The organism is uncultured Phascolarctobacterium sp. (genome assembly GCF_934190775.1).
Taxonomy (GTDB): domain Bacteria; phylum Bacillota; class Negativicutes; order Acidaminococcales; family Acidaminococcaceae; genus Phascolarctobacterium_A.
Window position 1 is genome coordinate 21,393 of the sequence record NZ_CAKPTG010000003.1, and the last position, 16,405, is coordinate 37,797.

Genomic DNA, 16,405 nt, shown 5'->3' on the forward strand with positions numbered 1-16,405 from the left:
ATGATAATGGCGTATAAGTGTAGAATTTGTGGCGTAAATGAAGTTGATAATCAAGGCGATATATGTGAACTTTGTGCGATTGGTCAAGATCCATATGCTCAAAGTGTGTCACCTACTCAAACTCAAATCGCATCACATAACAAACGAAATATTATAAATAATAGCGGCAATCAAAACACCGATACTTATGCCCCCAAAAGAGGGGGGAACCGAAAAGTTTTATTAAGCGGTGGAGCTTCGTTGGCTGACCAAGCCCCATATGGTAACGATATGACAACCGTTGCCTCTCAGCCTTCGGTTCAAGTGTATTCAGCAGGTCAAGCTCCTCAAGTCGCTCAGCAGAACACAATTGTAGTCAACTCTCAATCTGCTCCTCGTGTTTCGGGTAATCAACCTTTAACAACGGGAATAACCAAAAACATTGTCGTGGATAATCAAAAGCGGTCTATTTTGGAAAAGTGGTTTAGAGCTTTGTTTATGGGAATCCCCTTTACACTTGATGATGATGTTACGATGTTCCAGGTGTTTCCCGATTTTTCGGGTACTGCATTAAACGCCCTTGGTAATGCCTGCGATCAGGTTATTGTGTACGGAAGGTTAAATAATGGTGCAGTTAGTGAAAATAATGATATTGAAGTATATGGACGAAGAGACTCCAACAATAACATTATTGCCAAACTCATAAAAAATAAAGCAAGCGGAACCACTATTACCCCTGCGAGAACAATCGGACAAGGTGTTGTTTGGTTTATCACAGCGATTGTCGTTGCCCTTATGTTTATGATGATTACCGGTCTTGGTGTCGAAGGAATTATCTGGGCAGTTATTATCATTCTGTGCCTTACAAACCTACCCAAAGCATTGAAAATATTCGGTGCTATTTTTGGGGCTATATTCTCGCTAATAAAACGACTTTTTTAACAAGAAGGGTGGCCAATGGCAAATTATAACGGATATACTTCTGCCGAAAAGAATCACGCTCTTTGCAGGAAAGACCTTGATTTTATTCCTAACGGCAACTTTATATCTAATGGATATGAAGAAAGTCAGAATATGCAGTTTTTCAAGGTGAATGGTTTAACTCGCTTTTGGGAAACAGAACAAGATTTTTCAATAAGTACATTAGTTGGTGACATTCTCAACAGTAGCGTTCGTCACGGTGTGCCATTTGCATATGCGATTATCGGAAATGAAAACGGCATTGACATATACATAGGAACAATGAAAGTTTTGCGAGACGGATTGCGTTCTTCGTACGAATCTGTTTTTCCGGGGATTGACATAGAATATGTCTCCGAAAATCCTTTAAGAACAAGCCCACGAGAATATGGTGGAATGTTCACTGGTATTCCGACCGATAAACTTGCGGCTGAAAAAAAGAGTTTTCAAATTGAAAACATTTGCCGAGGTATGCAAGGAAAAAAATTTACTTATTTAATACTTGCATCTGGCATCAGCAATATCGCTGTTACACTCGGACACGAAAAAATTCTTGAGGAAATGGAAAGTGTCTTTACGCTTATTAACCAGACCATTTCTGGCGGAGCACAAGGCAATCTGTCTGCACAAAAACAGGATTTTCACAGCAAGAATTATTTTGAAAATCTTGAAGTTCTTGAGCATATGTTAAAGGTCGGTACAGCACGAGGAATGTGGCGTGTAAACGGCTACTTTGCATCCGATAACGCTATGGATGCGAAGCGACTTGGAAATATCATAAAAGCAAGTTATTCGGGTGAAGAATCAAAGCCCGAACCTTTCAGAGTAATTGATTACAACTCAATTAAAGATGTAATTTCCAATACATATATGATGGCTGATTTGATTGAAAATCCAGACTTGCATCCCTTGGGAAGATGGCAACGCTCTGGAATTGCTCAGTCAATCACGTTGTTTATATACAAGTATCAAACCGTGTTAAACAGCGACCAATTAGCTACTATGTGTCAGTTGCCAACAAAGGAATTTCCAGGCTACTACATTGACCAATATGTTGAGTTCGATGTATCTAACAGAACAAAAAAATTATTTAAAAAGCCTATCCCGATTGGAGATATTTGTGTTGCAGGACGCAAAGACAATTCAACTGCCAACAACATATATTCTATGGAAAAAGACGACTTCACACGTCACGCTCTGATTATTGGAATAACCGGCGGTGGTAAAACAAATACGTCTAAATCCATTTTGAATACGTTGTGGAACCCTGCTGACCGACAAGAGAAAGTTCCCTTTATGGTTATCGAGTCAGCGAAACGTGAATATTGGGAGTTGCGAAACCTTAAAGGTTTTGAGGACTTGCTTGTATTTACGCTGGGCGCTGAGGCAGCTCAAACATCGGTAAAATATAGAATCAATCCCTTTGAAACGAACCACAAAATTTCGCTTCAAACTCACATTGATTATTTGCTATCAACTTTTAAGGCTGCGTTCGATTTGTACCCTCCAATGCCATATATCCTTGAAAAAGCTGTTTATGAAATATACAGCGACCGTGGATGGGACATTGTAGAAAATATAAATCGTTTTGGTTTGACCGAGTACCCTACTCTTTCAGACCTTTACAATAAAATTGATGTAATAGTCGATAATATGGGGTATCACCAAGAGGTTCAATCAAACGTAAAGGCTGCACTACAAGCACGAGTTTACTCTTTGATGATTGGCGGTAAAGGTGCGATGTTGAACACGCCAAAATCTGTGCCAATAGAAGAACTGTTGTCTCGTCCTGTTGTAATGGAGCTTGAAGATTTAGGTGACGACGAAACAAAATCTTTCGTAATAGGCATTCTGCTTGTTCAGCTATACGAATACCGAAAGTCTCAGATGACCAAAGGTAGCAAACAGCTCTCCCATATTCTTATGGTTGAAGAAGCACACCGCTTGCTGAAAAATGTCTCTGAGTCGGGTGAAGGTGGTAACACACGTGCTAAATCTGTTGAGTTTTTCTGTAACCTTCTTGCCGAAATTCGTACTTTTGGGCAAGGTATCTTGATTGCTGACCAGATACCCACAAAACTCGCACCGGATACGATTAAGAACACAAACCTTAAAATTGTACATCGTACAGTTGCGTTAGAGGATAGAGAAACGATTGGCAGAGCAATGAATATGAGTCCAGAGCAAATTGAGTATCTCAGTTCATTGCGACGTGGTTATGCTGCTGTATATGCCGAAGGTGACAATAGGCCCAAGTGTGTGAAGTTGCCTCTTGTTAAGTCTTATTACGAAAAAAACCGAGGCGAAGTTATTGCCGAGGTGAAAAAGAAAGTATATGACATTGCAAGCGGATACGATGAGGTTATTTGCCACCATGCAGGATGCTCGTATTGTGAACATCGTTGCAAATATCACAAGAAGATTTCCGAGTACATAGACACCAATGTAGCCACAAACAAGGTTTTGGAAAAGTGGGTAGTTAAAAAATTTGCCCCCAAATCATTCGATGCGTTTTTGAACTCGGAACTGATTAAAAAGTTAAACATACAAAATGATTTTGAGCGTCTTTGCGTGTTAGGCTATATCTTGGCTCAAAACGAAGATCTAAATGATGGTCAAAGGCAGAAATACCTGTCAGATTATCTTAGATATAAAAAATCCACTAAATAAACGGAGGTAGAAAGAGAATGGCGGATTATGCAATCAGTTCAGCTAATCTAAGTGCAATTGAAGATGGCTTAAGAGCTATCAACAACAATCTCGGTACGCTGAACAACAACCTCGAAGTAATCGACAATAACGTTGACCGTGTAAACGACAACGTCAAGATAGTTTACGATGAAATTGGTGCCTTGGCACGTGACTTCCACAACTTTGTGCAGCTTCAGGTTAGAGCGAACGCTTTGTCCAAAGCACAGCAGAGAGTTATTCAAATCAGGCAGGAGATGGAGAAGCGGTTTGGTCACTACGACATCGTAAGAAGAACTACCACTGGCATTCTTCAAGCGGATGACATTGGTATTGTCAAGAAAGACACTATAAGCAATGCTACTGAGGAACTTATGATCTCCACCCCTGGATATTGGTTGGCGCCTTGTTTGGTGGCACTCGCTGCTTGGATTAACGACCAGCCAGAATTAGCTGAACGTGCTCTCAAGGAAGGTATCAAGAGAAACGACGAAAAGACTTCTCTGTTCTTCGCTTTGATTTGCCGTAGAGCCGACCGCAAGAGCGCTGCACTCAAATGGACTCAGCGTTATCTCGCTAACCAGGATGAAGAAAATCTTGACAGGAAGACGGTGATTATTCTCGACGCTTTTGCAAGCGGTTTGCTTGGGTCAGATTCCGAAGGCATCGTTTCCAGACAGATGGGCGAATGGCTTGAGCATCTTGCGGACAAGCCTGGTTTTGTTGAGCAGCAGACAAAGCAGTGGTCCGATGCAATCAACCTCAAGAGAAAACCTCTTGCAACTAACGATTATACATATCTTCGCAAGTACAGCAAGACATGGCCTGCTTTGCAGGATATCATGGAAGGAGCTATGCTCCATGCTGAAATCCTGGGCTATTTCACCGCAATCTTTGAACAGGAAAGTTCAGCAGACTCTTTGAAGGCACAGCTCGACGAGATTTTGAACACTTTGGTTTCTGAATTTGACGAGGAAGAAATTCCTCTCCGAAAAGAAGAAAAGTACAACCAGTTTGTTATTGACTTTGACGGCGATGAGGATTGTGCTCGCCTGAATATGGCTGTTGAACAGACCGCTTTTGAGGAACACAAGGACTTTACTCAGTTGCTTACTGATGCAGCTATGAAGCCAGACAGTTCCCATGCAAGCGCTTCTACTCAGAAGTTTGCTATTGCTCTTTCCAAGGAATGGGTCAGCGATGCCTACAACGACGTTGTAGCTCAAAACAGGATGAAAATTCCAAACGAAATCGAAATCAATGTTGATACCTTTAACGATAAGACTACTGATGGTCAGAATGAAACAGAACTCATCAGCAAGTTCAACGCCCTGGTTGACAAGGAAAAAGCAAGTGCGCTTGCTCAGGTTGTCCTCTCCGGATTTGAGAAATTCTGTCTGTGGGGTGGTGCGGCAATAGGTGTTATCGGTTTGATTATGATGATTGCCGGCAACGGTTTCCTCGGTTTGATTGCGATTATCGCTGGCATTGGTATGGTTATCAACCATTTCTCCAAGAAGAAGAAAGTTGAACAGAATCGTCAGAATATCGAAGCAAAGTTTGAAGAAAAACGCAAGAACGGTTCTCAGATTATCAGAGCTATTCTCGCTGAGGTTGTCGATTTCAGAGCTGAGTTCGCTGAAAAAGATGGTGAAAGTCAAAAGGTTATTGACTTCCTTGAGCAGATTAGCCCCGAACAGTATGTGAGAAAGCTTGCGGATTCAAACCGTAGAATTAAGGTTCAGTAAAGGAGGAAAGAAAGATGGATGCTAAAAGCAAAGCGAATTTTATAAACTCTGTTGCTGCTGGAACGAATATTCCTTGTCCTAAGTGCGGTGCAAGTAATAAAGCTGATAGTAAATTTTGCATTTCCTGTGGCGAAGAAATTGTTGTGCCACAAGCCAACAATGCTCCTGCTTTCGCCCCCGCAAAGGAAACACCTGCAAAGGTGGCGAAATATGTTGCACCCAGCAGTGCTTTTGCAGAGGGCCTTCCTGCGTGGAGCATCGAACCGCCCCAGGTAATGGTAAGGAGGCACTAATTCGATGTTGACCACAGCTATTGCACCTCCGAAAACATATTCTGAATGGGTTGCTGTTTTGAATATGCTAAAAGCTAAATCCGATGATGAAGCTGTGTTGTCTGCTATGCAGAGAGGCACTATTGAATGGCAATCCGGTGTTGCCGAACGGTTTGCAAAAAAACTGATTGATGTTATCAACTATCGAATGAATGCTGCATCTGATAAGTTCCAGAAGGAAATGACTCGTTCTAATGGGCAAGAGAGAGCCATTGTGCAGGCTCTCCTTGCCCTCCGCAAGGAGATGTGCTTTTTATCTAAAGCGATCAATCTTCCTGCAATCCCGGAGAAGGACCGTCAGCAGTATCACCAGTTGGTAATAAGTCAAGCAAACAGTATGCAGACTTCTCTTGAGGATTCTGCGAAGAAAGACCGTAGCGGTAAACTCGCAAGCATTGTGAGAAACAATAAAGTAAACGCATTTTGAAAGGAGTGCTGATATATGAGTGATGTTGCAAAGAGCAAAGAACTCTTGAAAAGATACTCTATCGCTCGTATCCCTTTCATAGCTATAAACACAATCGAAAGAGCAAGAACGTTGGATATTTTGAAAGAGATTTCCGAGGAACTAACTCTACCTTTTTATGTTCATACGCTATCAAAGGGTATTTACGATTTAAGCACGGAAAAGTCAATTAACGATGATAAATCCGTGTATGGAGCTATTGACTTTATGAGTGAGCAAATGAAGCGTAAGCAGTATATGACGCTCATTCTGACCGAGGTTCCCGATATTAGTGGCGACAATAGTGATGCAAGACAGATTCTGGACTTGGTTACATTGGCAAACGAATCTGGCGGCGTTGTTATAGTTTTGACTAATAATGCTGTTTGGAATCAGCTACAAAGATTGGGTATGGTCATTAAAATTGACCTCCCCAACGAAGATGAAATGTATTCGATTATCAAGGAGTACATAGACGACTATCGTTCGGAAATTCCTATTGAATGGGATAATACCGATATTCGTGAAGCCGCTTCTACTTTGGCTGGCGTAACCCGCATTGAAGCGGAAAATGTAATTGCTGCCTTGATAGCAAATAAGAGTATCAAAAAATCCGATATGGATGAAATTAGATACGCTAAAGACAGATTGTTTTCTGACATTTCCGGTTTGGAAAAAATTGATGTGGATGAGAGCGTTAAGGATGTCGGCGGATTAGCCGGTTTAAGAAAATGGCTGAATGAAAAGAAAGAACTCCTCACTCCTGAAAAGCGTGATGAGTTAAGAGCAAAAGGATTGCAACCGCCGAGAGGAATTTTGCTTGTTGGTGTTCCTGGCTGTGGTAAATCTCTTTCTGCGAAATCAATTTCTGCTAACTGGAAATTGCCGCTATATCGCTTGGACTTCGCTACAGTTCAAGGAAGTTATGTGGGGCAGTCCGAGCAACAGTTGAAGGATGCCCTTACAACCGCTGAGAATGTATCTCCTTGTATTCTCTGGATTGATGAAATTGAAAAGGGATTGTCCGGTGCAAGTGGTTCAAACGACGGCGGTGTATCGACACGAATGGTTGGACAGTTTTTATTCTGGCTTCAGGAGTGTAAAAAGCAGGTGTTCGTTGTTGCGACAGCAAACGATGTTTCTATGCTCCCCTCTGAGCTTTTGCGTAGAGGTAGATTTGACGAGCTGTTTTTTGTCGATTTGCCTACTGCCGATGAACGTCGTGACATTCTTTCGCTGTATATGCGTAAATATTTGAAACTTGATTTTATCGGTCCATTTGCAGATAAAATTGTAGAACTTACTGATGGATTTACTGGCGCCGACCTTGAATCTACCGTGAGAGACTTGGCATATCGCTCTATTGCTAACAGTAATTTCGTGCTTAATGAAGAAAATATGATTACAGCATTCAACAATGTTGTACCCCTTTCTCAGACAAGTCCCGAAAAAATTGAAGCAATCCGTGATTGGGGAAAAGAGCGTGCTGTGCCTGCTTCCGGTAAGCCAATCGGCGGAGAGGAACTCTCCCAGAAGAAATCTGGACTCAAGACACGAAAAGTGTTGGTGTGATAATTCTACGCAGACACGGATGTGGCTTGATTTATGCAAACCATACCGTGTCTGCGTTATTTTATATATGGAGGATAGATTATGAGCTTCAATTTAGAAAACGGCGAGAATAGAGAAATCAACGAAACTCCCGAAGTCAAAGTTGATAGTGAACACTTGTCCGAAACTGAGGAAACTGCCGAAAATTTTGATGACTGCTCTCTGAATGAAGTTCAAGACAGCAAGGGCAATGAAGTAAATGCAGAGTCGTTAGAAGAAGCTGAAGAAAATTACGATGATTGCGAAGCCAAGATGGAAGAAATGGAAGAAGAAAATCCCGAATTGGCTGAAGAAGATGATGACGATTTTAATGATTGTGGCAAAGAAACTGATGGTCAATATGTAGCAGAAGTTACTTACACAACAGATGGAGAAGTTAGTCAAGAAGAAGCAAGTGCAGAATTGCAGGAAGCTTACAATGAATGTGATGACCCCGAAGATATGCAACAACTCAAAGAAAACGCAAATGAGAATGAGCCTATCGAAGTACATAATGCAGAAGTTGTTGAACGTCCAGAAGCTAACGAAGTAGCCGATGAGGTTACAGAAGAAGAATACGAGCAAGCACAAGAAGAACTGGAAGAAGCAGAAGAAACACTTGAAGCTCAGCAAGAAGTTGCCAAAGAATATAAAGACGATTTGGAAAACCAAATCAATAAAAACGAAAATGAGGTTCCGGAAGGAACAGAAAATATAAACAATGAAGTTTCCGAAGATGATACAGAGAAATTAGAGGATACAGCGGAAGCTGAATACTCTGAAACCGAAGAAAATACCGAGGAAGTCGAGCCTGACGGTGAGCAGATTGAGGAACAGACTGAAAACACCGAGGAGACCGCTGAGACTTCGGATGAGAACGACGAAGATGTGAATGAGGGTACATCTTCTGAGACCAAAGAAAACACCGAGGATGTTGAAGCTGATGATTTGGAGCAAATGGATGATGATACTAAGGTTGAAACATCCCAAATTAACGATGAAAGTGTCAGCGAAGATGTCTCTCAAAAAGTTGAGGAACAAACCGAAACAGAACTCAGCGACGAAACCAAGGAGGAAATCCAAGAGGATGTAGCCGAAAACATCAACGATGAATCTGAGGATGGTAAAATCTCCTCTGAAAAAGCCGAGGAAATTGTTGCCGAAAATATTGAGGAGAACGTTGATAACATCGAAGAACAGCAGGATTCTGCTGATGAGACCATTGATGCCCGTGCTGATGAAATCGTCGAAAATGGAGATTTAACCGATGATGAGGCAAAAGAGCAAATTGCTGATGAAGTTAACGAATCAACAAGCGAAAACCTTTCAGATGAAGAAGCGGAAGTAATAGCCGAAGAAAAATCCGACGAAATCGAAGATGGTATTGAGGAAAAGAAAGAAGAACAAGAATCTGTAGAGGCAATCGAAGAAACCGCGGAGGAATTGGAGAGCGACCAGACTGAGCAGAACTCTGAAGCGGCAAGTAAATCTCTGCAAGAAAGAATCGACGGTGCTTTCGAGAAAGACGACGTTTCTTCTTCTGAAATTAACGACTTGAGAGAGGAAAACGCTACTGAACTCCAAGCTAAAATCGAGGAAAAAGCTGCAACAGAGGCAGAATTAAAGAGTAAGTTTGATGAAGTTCTGTCCAAAGAAAAAGGTAGCGAAGAATATAAGCAATCTCTCAGAGAATACAATGACCTCCGAGATCAAAAGGCAAGCCTTGATGAACAAATTGCATCAATGGAAAAGCAACAAGAACTTTTAGATAAAAAGAGTCTTGAACTCCGAGATGCTCAAATTCAAAAGGGTGCCGAAGCTGTAGCCGCCTCTGCTGCTACTCTCGCAGGAGTTAATGCACTTCAAGAGAGATATGACCAAACGTATTATGACACAAAGCCGGATAAGGGAGAGCTTGCAAATATAAGAGAAGAAAGCTGCTCTACAATAAAGGAACTCTCTGCCGAAAAAGACTCCATTAAGCAGGCTATGGATGCTAAAATGGATGAAATTTCGGAGTACGTTACATCCAACAATATGGATAGATATGATACAGCTCACGACTTACGTTATCAGCAGTTGTCTGCAGAATATAACGCAATGCGAGAAAGCTATGATAGAATTGGATATTCTATTGTGAAGTTGGATGAAAACAACAAGGCTATTACCGAACAGCTCGGCGATGAATGTGTATCTATGGCTGAGTTGCCCCCTGCTTCAAGAATATCAGAGGTGAATACCGGCACAGATATTCCTGGAGAAACCAACTATTTTGTTAATGAGTCCAAAGCTGCCGAAGTGCTGTCTCCTTTCAAACAAGATAATTGGGAACAATTATCTATCAAGGAGCAGAAACAGGCAGTTGAAAAGTTGGCTGATTATAATGCTGAAATCCTCGGCGTTGAAGATAAGCCAAGAATTGTGTTCTTCAATAAACCTCCGCAGGATGGAATGATTGAGCGTGGATACTATGACCCCACCAACAATTCTATTTTCATAAACGAACATTGTTTGGATGATTCGGTGGGAATTGCTGATACAGTTTCTCACGAATATCGCCACAAATATCAACATCAGCGAGCAGATAAGTTGGAAAACGAGCGAGATTTGGCATTTAGAGAAAACTTTGATAATTATCAATCGCCTGGAAACGACTATGCCAGTTATATGGAGTATCGCAATCAGCTTGTTGAAGTCAATGCTCGTGCTTATGGGCAAGTAATCAAAGATAAAATTACTTCCGCTGAAAAATCCAAAGCAGAAATCAAGTTTGATGATAATTATGAAGGAGCAACTGCAGATTTTAGTGAGACTCATCCCGAAAAAGGGGCTGTTTTTGACAAGGTTGCAGTTAGTGAATTTACATCGGAAGTAGATGAGAAAAAGAACGAAATCATAAACTTCAAAGAGTTAAGAAATCCAAAAGAAGTTTTTGAAGCGGAAGAGATAGCACAAATCAAAGAAAAAGTCGCTCCTGCTTACGAAAATGGTGTGGAAATAGCAAAAAAAATTAAAGATGGAGGTTTTGATACATATAAGGAACATAATGATTTAGAAAGTGGTCATATCGAAAAAGTTAGAGAAAAATCTGTTGAGGCTGCAGAAGTGTTATCTGAACATTTTGCGGAAAATAATTACAACGGATTGTATTCCTCTAATATAGATAGCAAAACCGTAGAGATGGTGGCTATATATCACGACACAGGAATGGATGCTAACATTGATGCTGACAAGTTTAATGGTGAGTTGTCTGCAAAACAGATACGTGATGCACATTCTTTGCAAGCAGCCATTCACGCATTGAGAGACAGAGAATTTATCGAATCCAAAGAAGTAAATGCCGACGAGGTGGCTCTTGGTTGTTTGCTTCATAGTAAATCAAATTCTGGGGTAACTAATCTTTCAAGTGCTGAACAATGGGAAACTGCGATTTCAAGATTGAAGCAAGGTGTCGATGACTTTAATAAAGCTAATCCCACAGAGCGAATCACGTTTGATACTTCCTTTATTATGAATAAGGATGGTTCGCTTAAACCAGAGGTGTTAGCAGAATTGCGGTCTGAAAGTCTTGCTTTGCGAATTGGCGATGCTAATGGACACGACTCTAAATCTGATGTTTCGCAAAGTGGAAAGGACATTAAGTTTGATTTGCAAAATTGCGAGTTGCAGAATTGTGAATACTCAGCAGAAACCATAAAAAAGATTGAAGAAGCTGACGGAAGTGGATTGTTGTCCGAAGTGGAACATTCAAATGTCTATGTCGGTGATAAACTGCTCACAAACGAGGATGACAAAGCGGGCATATCAAGAGCATTTTCTCTTGGTGAGGGAAACTTTAAGGATATGTCGTTTGAACTCGTTGAAGGAAAACCCAGCGAAATTGTTCAATTAGAGAATTGTGATGCTTATCCCCTTTCCACACAATTTTGCATCGAAGAACGAATTAAAGAGATTAACACAGCAAAGATTGATAATGATTATGTGCCGGAAAGGCTTCCCGGTATGGGTGATGAAGATTATAATAAACTAAAAGCCGAATGTGTTGACCAAACAGCTAAAATCGACTCACAAATCATTATTGATTTACCAGGTGCATCCGATACTGCATTAAAGTCATACAAGAACTTTGCAGCAAGAATGGAACAAAAATATAATATTGAAGTGAAGGTGAGATAATGAAAATAGTAAAGAAAACACAAATAGTATATGATTCCTGCGTAGAGCAATACGAATTAAATGATTTGTTGCTTGCACGTTCTGACTTTACACCAGGTGCTATTATTGCCTATTTGTTATCTACTAATCACGATGTAAAACTTCTTAGTTTTCATTTTTCAGAAGAAACGGAAATTGGTGGGCAACGACAAATTATTGCTGGCGATAGTTCGGATTTTATCTTTCAGTTTGAGACTATCGAATCATTTATGCGAAATATATCATCCTCAAACATAAGCGAGTGGGAGTTGAGATTTCTTTATCAAAATCAAGAAATCGTTGCTACTGGACGAACTTGGTCTTCGATTGTTGGCGTATCGTACTCAGCAACAAAAAAAGCTAACCTCATTCCTCTGCTTTATGCCGTTGAAGAAAAGTCGTATGAGTATCATACTTTTGATGAGAAACTTGTGACATTTGTATTGGAGAAGTTTGAACCGAAGCTGAAAGCGGCAATAAAGACTTTGCTGAAGTTGTCAAGATATACGGATATTTTTTCTGAATTTATAGATGTCATAAAATGTGGAAAATGGAAAAGTAAATACACAGCAATTTCTGTCGAAGGCTTCACAGCAGAACAATTAAATTCAAATTATCCGTTATCCTTGCTCGGAGCATATAACTATCTTGTTTTTCTGAGAGAATCACCAAAAGTGGCACTCGAAGCTTTGGAAAAAGGATTGCCGAGGTATTAACCATATGTACTCTGTATTATCAACTCTATTTGTTATCGGCGTGTTCTTGGTGGTCGCAGGTTTCTTGGGTAGAGTTGGAACAGACGGAATATCGGATGTTAGCGAAAATGTTGCTGCAGCGATAGGACTACTCTTTACTTATGCCTTCTTGATTTTAAGTTTGGGTTCTTTTTCAGAACTTGCTTCATTCTTTGAGGGGATTTGTGGAGGTATTCCCTTCTTAAATGAAATAGCGGATTATGGGTCTTTGCAAAAAGTCTTTTCCGAAAGTCCACTATCTGCTTCAGTATCATTTTTAGACACGGTTATTCTTTCAGCAACAATAGAGATAATAATGCTCCTTCCATTAACCCAAGGTAGTGCAACCGGGAAGTTTATGGTTAATTTGTTTACCGGCGTTGTAGTTGCCATTGCATCATTGTTATTGCTTAACTATGTAATAAAAGGTTCCTCGGTGTATCAATGGATTGTATCCGTAATAGGAAGTGCCATCGCTTTGCTTTCGGTTGGAACAATCCCTATGTTAATAGTTTCTCTTTTTAAGAAAAACAGCACCGCAGGAATTGGTGCGATTGGTGCGCTTCTGCTGTTCTCACAAAGTAAAGTGGTAGGAATATTGAGAGCAGCTTTCTTGAAAGCTATCGTCTATGTTTGCGGAATTTGGATGCTTGAAAAACATTTCGGCTCCATTGTAAACGGATTATCTCAGTTATCTGCTGTATTGGTTGCTTTCGGTCCGGTAGTTGTAATGATTATCGGTATAGTGTTTATTTTGAAAAGTGTTAAATCCTAAAGATTGGATGGATTGCTATGATAAAAAAGATGGAACGCTTCGTTTCCTCTTTGACGGACCAAGAAATAGAATGTCAGTTAAAAGATATTTTTGATTGGGCACGAGTTTACAAAGAATTGCTTGAAACAGAGCAAGCTTACCGTCGCAAGAACAAAGAATATAATCTGACATCTTCACCAATTATGTATAACGACGAAGATGATGGCGATTCATATGATGCAGAGCCTATAGAAAGTGGTGACGAAGAACTTACTATAGATTATGAACTTGCACAGATGATTCAACAGAAGGTTTCTTCCTTTTCTGTAGAGAAAACAAAAGAACAGCTTGAAAGGCTAAAACAGATTCCCACATATTCTTTGCCTCCAGAGGATATAGCTCAGTTGCAATATGAAATTGAAACTTGTGAGCTTCACTTGTTTGAACTTACAGGCGAGGCTCCCGGAGGAGGACTTGTGTGCCCGTCTTGCGGTTCTGAATTAGAAGCGAACGCACGATTCTGTGGAAAATGCGGAGCTTCAACAAAAGGAGGTTGAATAAATGTTTTGTCATAAATGCGGAACTCAAAATGAAGAAATAGCTCGTTTTTGCCGAGCTTGTGGAAGACAGTTAAAAAATGACTCCTTTGTAAATAATCCATATAAGAAAGTTGTTTTAGTTAATTGCGGAAGAAACAAATTAAATATGATTAAGGAAATCCGAATGTTGACTGGGGCAGGTCTTGCAGAAGCTAAAAACTTATCTGAACGCACTCCTTCGACATTAACGGAAAATATAACCGAAGCTGAAGCTATGCAGATTAAAAATACATTTGAAGCTATCGGTGCAACCATAGAAATTAGATAATAGGAGGAATAGAACAATGCCGAAACCAATGTTAAGACAACCCAAAACCCAACAGCAAACAAACACCATCTTGAGCGCTACTCAAACGCAGCAGCAAACCCAACAGACTCAGCAAATGGACAAGATGAAGTTAGACAGATTGCTTCGCAAGCCTCGCTCTAAAGAATATATGCAGGCGATGCACAAGCTCGATGCTGGTGGTCACGTTCATAATCAGCATAAAGTAAATGAAATCGTAGATACCATTAGAAGTGAGTTCCCAGAAGTTGAAATCACCGGCATTATGTTGGGTATCGTTTCTATTTGCTATCTTGGTAAACCCTACGAGGTTCACACTTTGGATATAACTGGTCAGATAATTGAACATTATAAGGGTGGTCAAATGCTTCCTGGCGGACTTGAGAAAGCTCGTTCTATTGCTATGCGTGGTGGTTACGACTTTATTGAAGTGTATGTTGATTGTTGTCGTGCTATCAGTTCAAACGGTTCTGTTTCCGTGATTTCTTGCTAAGATTTTTAGGTGGTAGATTGTATAATGAAGTTGCACACCTAAGTAACTAAGACTTCCCACACCTAAATAAAGCATAGAACCTTGAAAACTCAATAATTCAGCCAATAAAAAAGGCATAAACCGCATCCCTTTGGTATAATTAAAGTGCAAACAAAAACATAGCAAAGGGCAGTTTATGCCATGTCTATTTTATCACAAAACAATGATGTAAAGGAACTAAAAAATAACATTTCTTGTTTTTTCTAAATTTAATATTGGAAAGCTTCTTAACAAGTGCAATTTCACTAAAGAAAATGGTATTTCACCTACCAAATTGTTGCAATACAAGGTTGAGAACATATTTGCCGGTCAAAGCATGTACATGCAGCACAAGCTCGGCACTTTTAAAGAGAATTTCAGCAAGAACACTTTCTATAGATTTTTCAATGACCCTAGAATCAACTGGGAAAAATTTACAACAACGCTTGCCAAAAAGGTAGTCGACATCCTCACGCCCCTCACAAGCGAGGAGCGAGTTAATGCATTCATTATTGATGATAGCCTTTTTGAAAGGATCAGCGGCAAATGTACAGAGCTCTGCTCCAAAGTTTTTGACCATACAAATGGTAACTACAAGCTTGGCTACAGATTGCTGACATTGGGCTGGACTGACGGCAACACCTTTATTCCGGTAAACAGCACATTTCTGGCTTCTGCTAACGATAAGAATGTTGCTTGCGAAAGCAAAATATTTGATGGTCGCTCTCTAGCAGCCAGAAGGCGCAAAAGGACAAGGGCAAAAGGCACACATGTTATGTTAGAACAGCTTAAAATAGCTATGGCTGCAGGCCATACTGCTGATTATGTTCTGTTCGACACATGGTTTTCTAGCCCAGATCAGCTTGTTGATGTTAAAAACTTGGGTTTGAATGCTATTGCCATGGTTAAAAAATCCCCTAAAATACGCTACGAATATGAAGGCAAGGCAATGACCTTAAAGCAAATCTTCAACAGTTGCCCTAAACGTCGTGGCCGTAGCAGGTATCTTGTTTCCGTAGATGTCATGGTCACTAAAGGTTCCACCCAAATACCGTCCAGAATCGTCTGTGTTAGGAATAAAAGCAACAGAAAAGATTGGGTAGCTCTCATCTGCACCAATCCAGAGCTTACGGAGAACGAAATTATTCGCATCTATGGCAAGCGCTGGCAGATAGAAGTGTTTTTCAAAACCTGTAAATCCTATCTCAACCTTGTCAAAGAATGTCATTCCTTAAGCTATGATGCGTTAACAGCACATGTCGCAACTGTTTTTGTGCGCTATATGTTCCTTGCGCTCAGCCAAAGAGAGAACTCTGATGACCGTAGTCTTGGCGAGCTTTTTTACATTATGTGCCAGGAGTTGGATGATATTAAGTTTTCAAGTGCATTGCAGCTACTAATGACTGCCATGCTGGAAAGCCTGCTGGATAAATTTACCCATACTGAAGAACAGATTCAGGATTTTATAAATGATTTTGTCGGTAAATTGCCGTTATACATTCAACGGGCTGTTTTAGTGCACTAAAATTAGCTGAATTATTGAGTTTTCAAAGGACAAAATGCATTTTTGCTATATTTTGCATGT

The 16,405-nt window shown here is 40.4% G+C and carries 13 protein-coding genes; all 13 read left to right on the forward strand.

What is annotated here, in order from left to right:
* Positions 1-6: 6 nt before the first annotated feature.
* The 13 genes from Q0G26_RS02130 (at position 7) to Q0G26_RS02190 (ending at position 16,345) form a co-directional block, all read left to right on the forward strand.
* Complete coding sequence (locus Q0G26_RS02130) at positions 7-921, forward strand: hypothetical protein (RefSeq protein ID WP_293828137.1); 915 nt, start codon at positions 7-9, stop codon at positions 919-921.
* A gap of 15 nt (positions 922-936) precedes the next feature.
* Positions 937-3,609, forward strand: coding sequence for a DUF87 domain-containing protein (locus tag Q0G26_RS02135; protein ID WP_293828140.1), 2,673 nt, complete (start codon positions 937-939; stop codon positions 3,607-3,609).
* A gap of 17 nt (positions 3,610-3,626) precedes the next feature.
* On the forward strand, positions 3,627-5,375 hold the full coding sequence (locus Q0G26_RS02140) for a hypothetical protein (RefSeq protein WP_293828145.1): 1,749 nt from the start codon (positions 3,627-3,629) through the stop codon (positions 5,373-5,375).
* Positions 5,376-5,389: 14 nt separating this feature from the next.
* A complete protein-coding gene (locus Q0G26_RS02145; RefSeq protein WP_293828147.1) occupies positions 5,390-5,668 on the forward strand; it encodes a zinc ribbon domain-containing protein in 279 nt (92 codons plus the stop codon).
* Between the two features lie 4 nt (positions 5,669-5,672).
* Positions 5,673-6,134: a hypothetical protein gene (locus tag Q0G26_RS02150; RefSeq protein WP_293828149.1), complete on the forward strand. Its 462-nt coding sequence runs from the start codon at positions 5,673-5,675 to the stop codon at positions 6,132-6,134.
* Positions 6,135-6,149: 15 nt separating this feature from the next.
* Positions 6,150-7,724 carry an AAA family ATPase gene (locus tag Q0G26_RS02155; RefSeq protein WP_293828152.1) on the forward strand — a complete coding sequence of 525 codons (1,575 nt, stop codon included), beginning with the start codon at positions 6,150-6,152 and terminating at the stop codon, positions 7,722-7,724.
* An 81-nt stretch (positions 7,725-7,805) separates the two neighbouring features.
* The gene (locus Q0G26_RS02160; RefSeq protein ID WP_293828160.1) at positions 7,806-11,918 is read left to right on the forward strand and encodes a hypothetical protein; all 4,113 of its coding nucleotides are present in this window, start codon (positions 7,806-7,808) and stop codon (positions 11,916-11,918) included.
* Positions 11,918-12,652: a hypothetical protein gene (locus tag Q0G26_RS02165; RefSeq protein WP_293828162.1), complete on the forward strand. Its 735-nt coding sequence runs from the start codon at positions 11,918-11,920 to the stop codon at positions 12,650-12,652. The genes Q0G26_RS02160 and Q0G26_RS02165 overlap by 1 nt, the downstream gene beginning before the upstream one ends.
* A gap of 4 nt (positions 12,653-12,656) precedes the next feature.
* Positions 12,657-13,445, forward strand: coding sequence for a hypothetical protein (locus Q0G26_RS02170; RefSeq protein WP_293828164.1), 789 nt, complete (start codon positions 12,657-12,659; stop codon positions 13,443-13,445).
* Positions 13,446-13,462: 17 nt separating this feature from the next.
* Positions 13,463-13,981, forward strand: coding sequence for a zinc ribbon domain-containing protein (locus Q0G26_RS02175; protein ID WP_293828167.1), 519 nt, complete (start codon positions 13,463-13,465; stop codon positions 13,979-13,981).
* A 4-nt stretch (positions 13,982-13,985) separates the two neighbouring features.
* Positions 13,986-14,291, forward strand: coding sequence for a ribosomal protein L7/L12 (locus tag Q0G26_RS02180; protein ID WP_293828168.1), 306 nt, complete (start codon positions 13,986-13,988; stop codon positions 14,289-14,291).
* 16 nt (positions 14,292-14,307) lie between these two features.
* Positions 14,308-14,802, forward strand: coding sequence for a hypothetical protein (locus Q0G26_RS02185; RefSeq protein ID WP_293828169.1), 495 nt, complete (start codon positions 14,308-14,310; stop codon positions 14,800-14,802).
* Positions 14,803-15,157: 355 nt separating this feature from the next.
* The gene (locus Q0G26_RS02190) at positions 15,158-16,345 is read left to right on the forward strand and encodes a transposase (protein WP_293828170.1); all 1,188 of its coding nucleotides are present in this window, start codon (positions 15,158-15,160) and stop codon (positions 16,343-16,345) included.
* Positions 16,346-16,405: the final 60 nt, after the last annotated feature.

Excerpts from the sequence above, each read along its gene's own strand:
- Q0G26_RS02180 (WP_293828168.1), top strand. The coding sequence starts at position 13,986 with ATGTTTTGTCATAAATGCGGAACTCAAAATGAAGAAATAGCTCGTTTT.
- Q0G26_RS02145 (WP_293828147.1), top strand. The coding sequence starts at position 5,390 with ATGGATGCTAAAAGCAAAGCGAATTTTATAAACTCTGTTGCTGCTGGA.
- Q0G26_RS02150 (WP_293828149.1), top strand. The coding sequence starts at position 5,673 with ATGTTGACCACAGCTATTGCACCTCCGAAAACATATTCTGAATGGGTT.
- Q0G26_RS02130 (WP_293828137.1), top strand. The coding sequence starts at position 7 with ATGGCGTATAAGTGTAGAATTTGTGGCGTAAATGAAGTTGATAATCAA.
- Q0G26_RS02160 (WP_293828160.1), top strand. The coding sequence starts at position 7,806 with ATGAGCTTCAATTTAGAAAACGGCGAGAATAGAGAAATCAACGAAACT.
- Q0G26_RS02155 (WP_293828152.1), top strand. The coding sequence starts at position 6,150 with ATGAGTGATGTTGCAAAGAGCAAAGAACTCTTGAAAAGATACTCTATC.
- Q0G26_RS02175 (WP_293828167.1), top strand. The coding sequence starts at position 13,463 with ATGATAAAAAAGATGGAACGCTTCGTTTCCTCTTTGACGGACCAAGAA.
- Q0G26_RS02185 (WP_293828169.1), top strand. The coding sequence starts at position 14,308 with ATGCCGAAACCAATGTTAAGACAACCCAAAACCCAACAGCAAACAAAC.
- Q0G26_RS02170 (WP_293828164.1), top strand. The coding sequence starts at position 12,657 with ATGTACTCTGTATTATCAACTCTATTTGTTATCGGCGTGTTCTTGGTG.
- Q0G26_RS02190 (WP_293828170.1), top strand. The coding sequence starts at position 15,158 with ATGTACATGCAGCACAAGCTCGGCACTTTTAAAGAGAATTTCAGCAAG.
- Q0G26_RS02140 (WP_293828145.1), top strand. The coding sequence starts at position 3,627 with ATGGCGGATTATGCAATCAGTTCAGCTAATCTAAGTGCAATTGAAGAT.
- Q0G26_RS02135 (WP_293828140.1), top strand. The coding sequence starts at position 937 with ATGGCAAATTATAACGGATATACTTCTGCCGAAAAGAATCACGCTCTT.
- Q0G26_RS02165 (WP_293828162.1), top strand. The coding sequence starts at position 11,918 with ATGAAAATAGTAAAGAAAACACAAATAGTATATGATTCCTGCGTAGAG.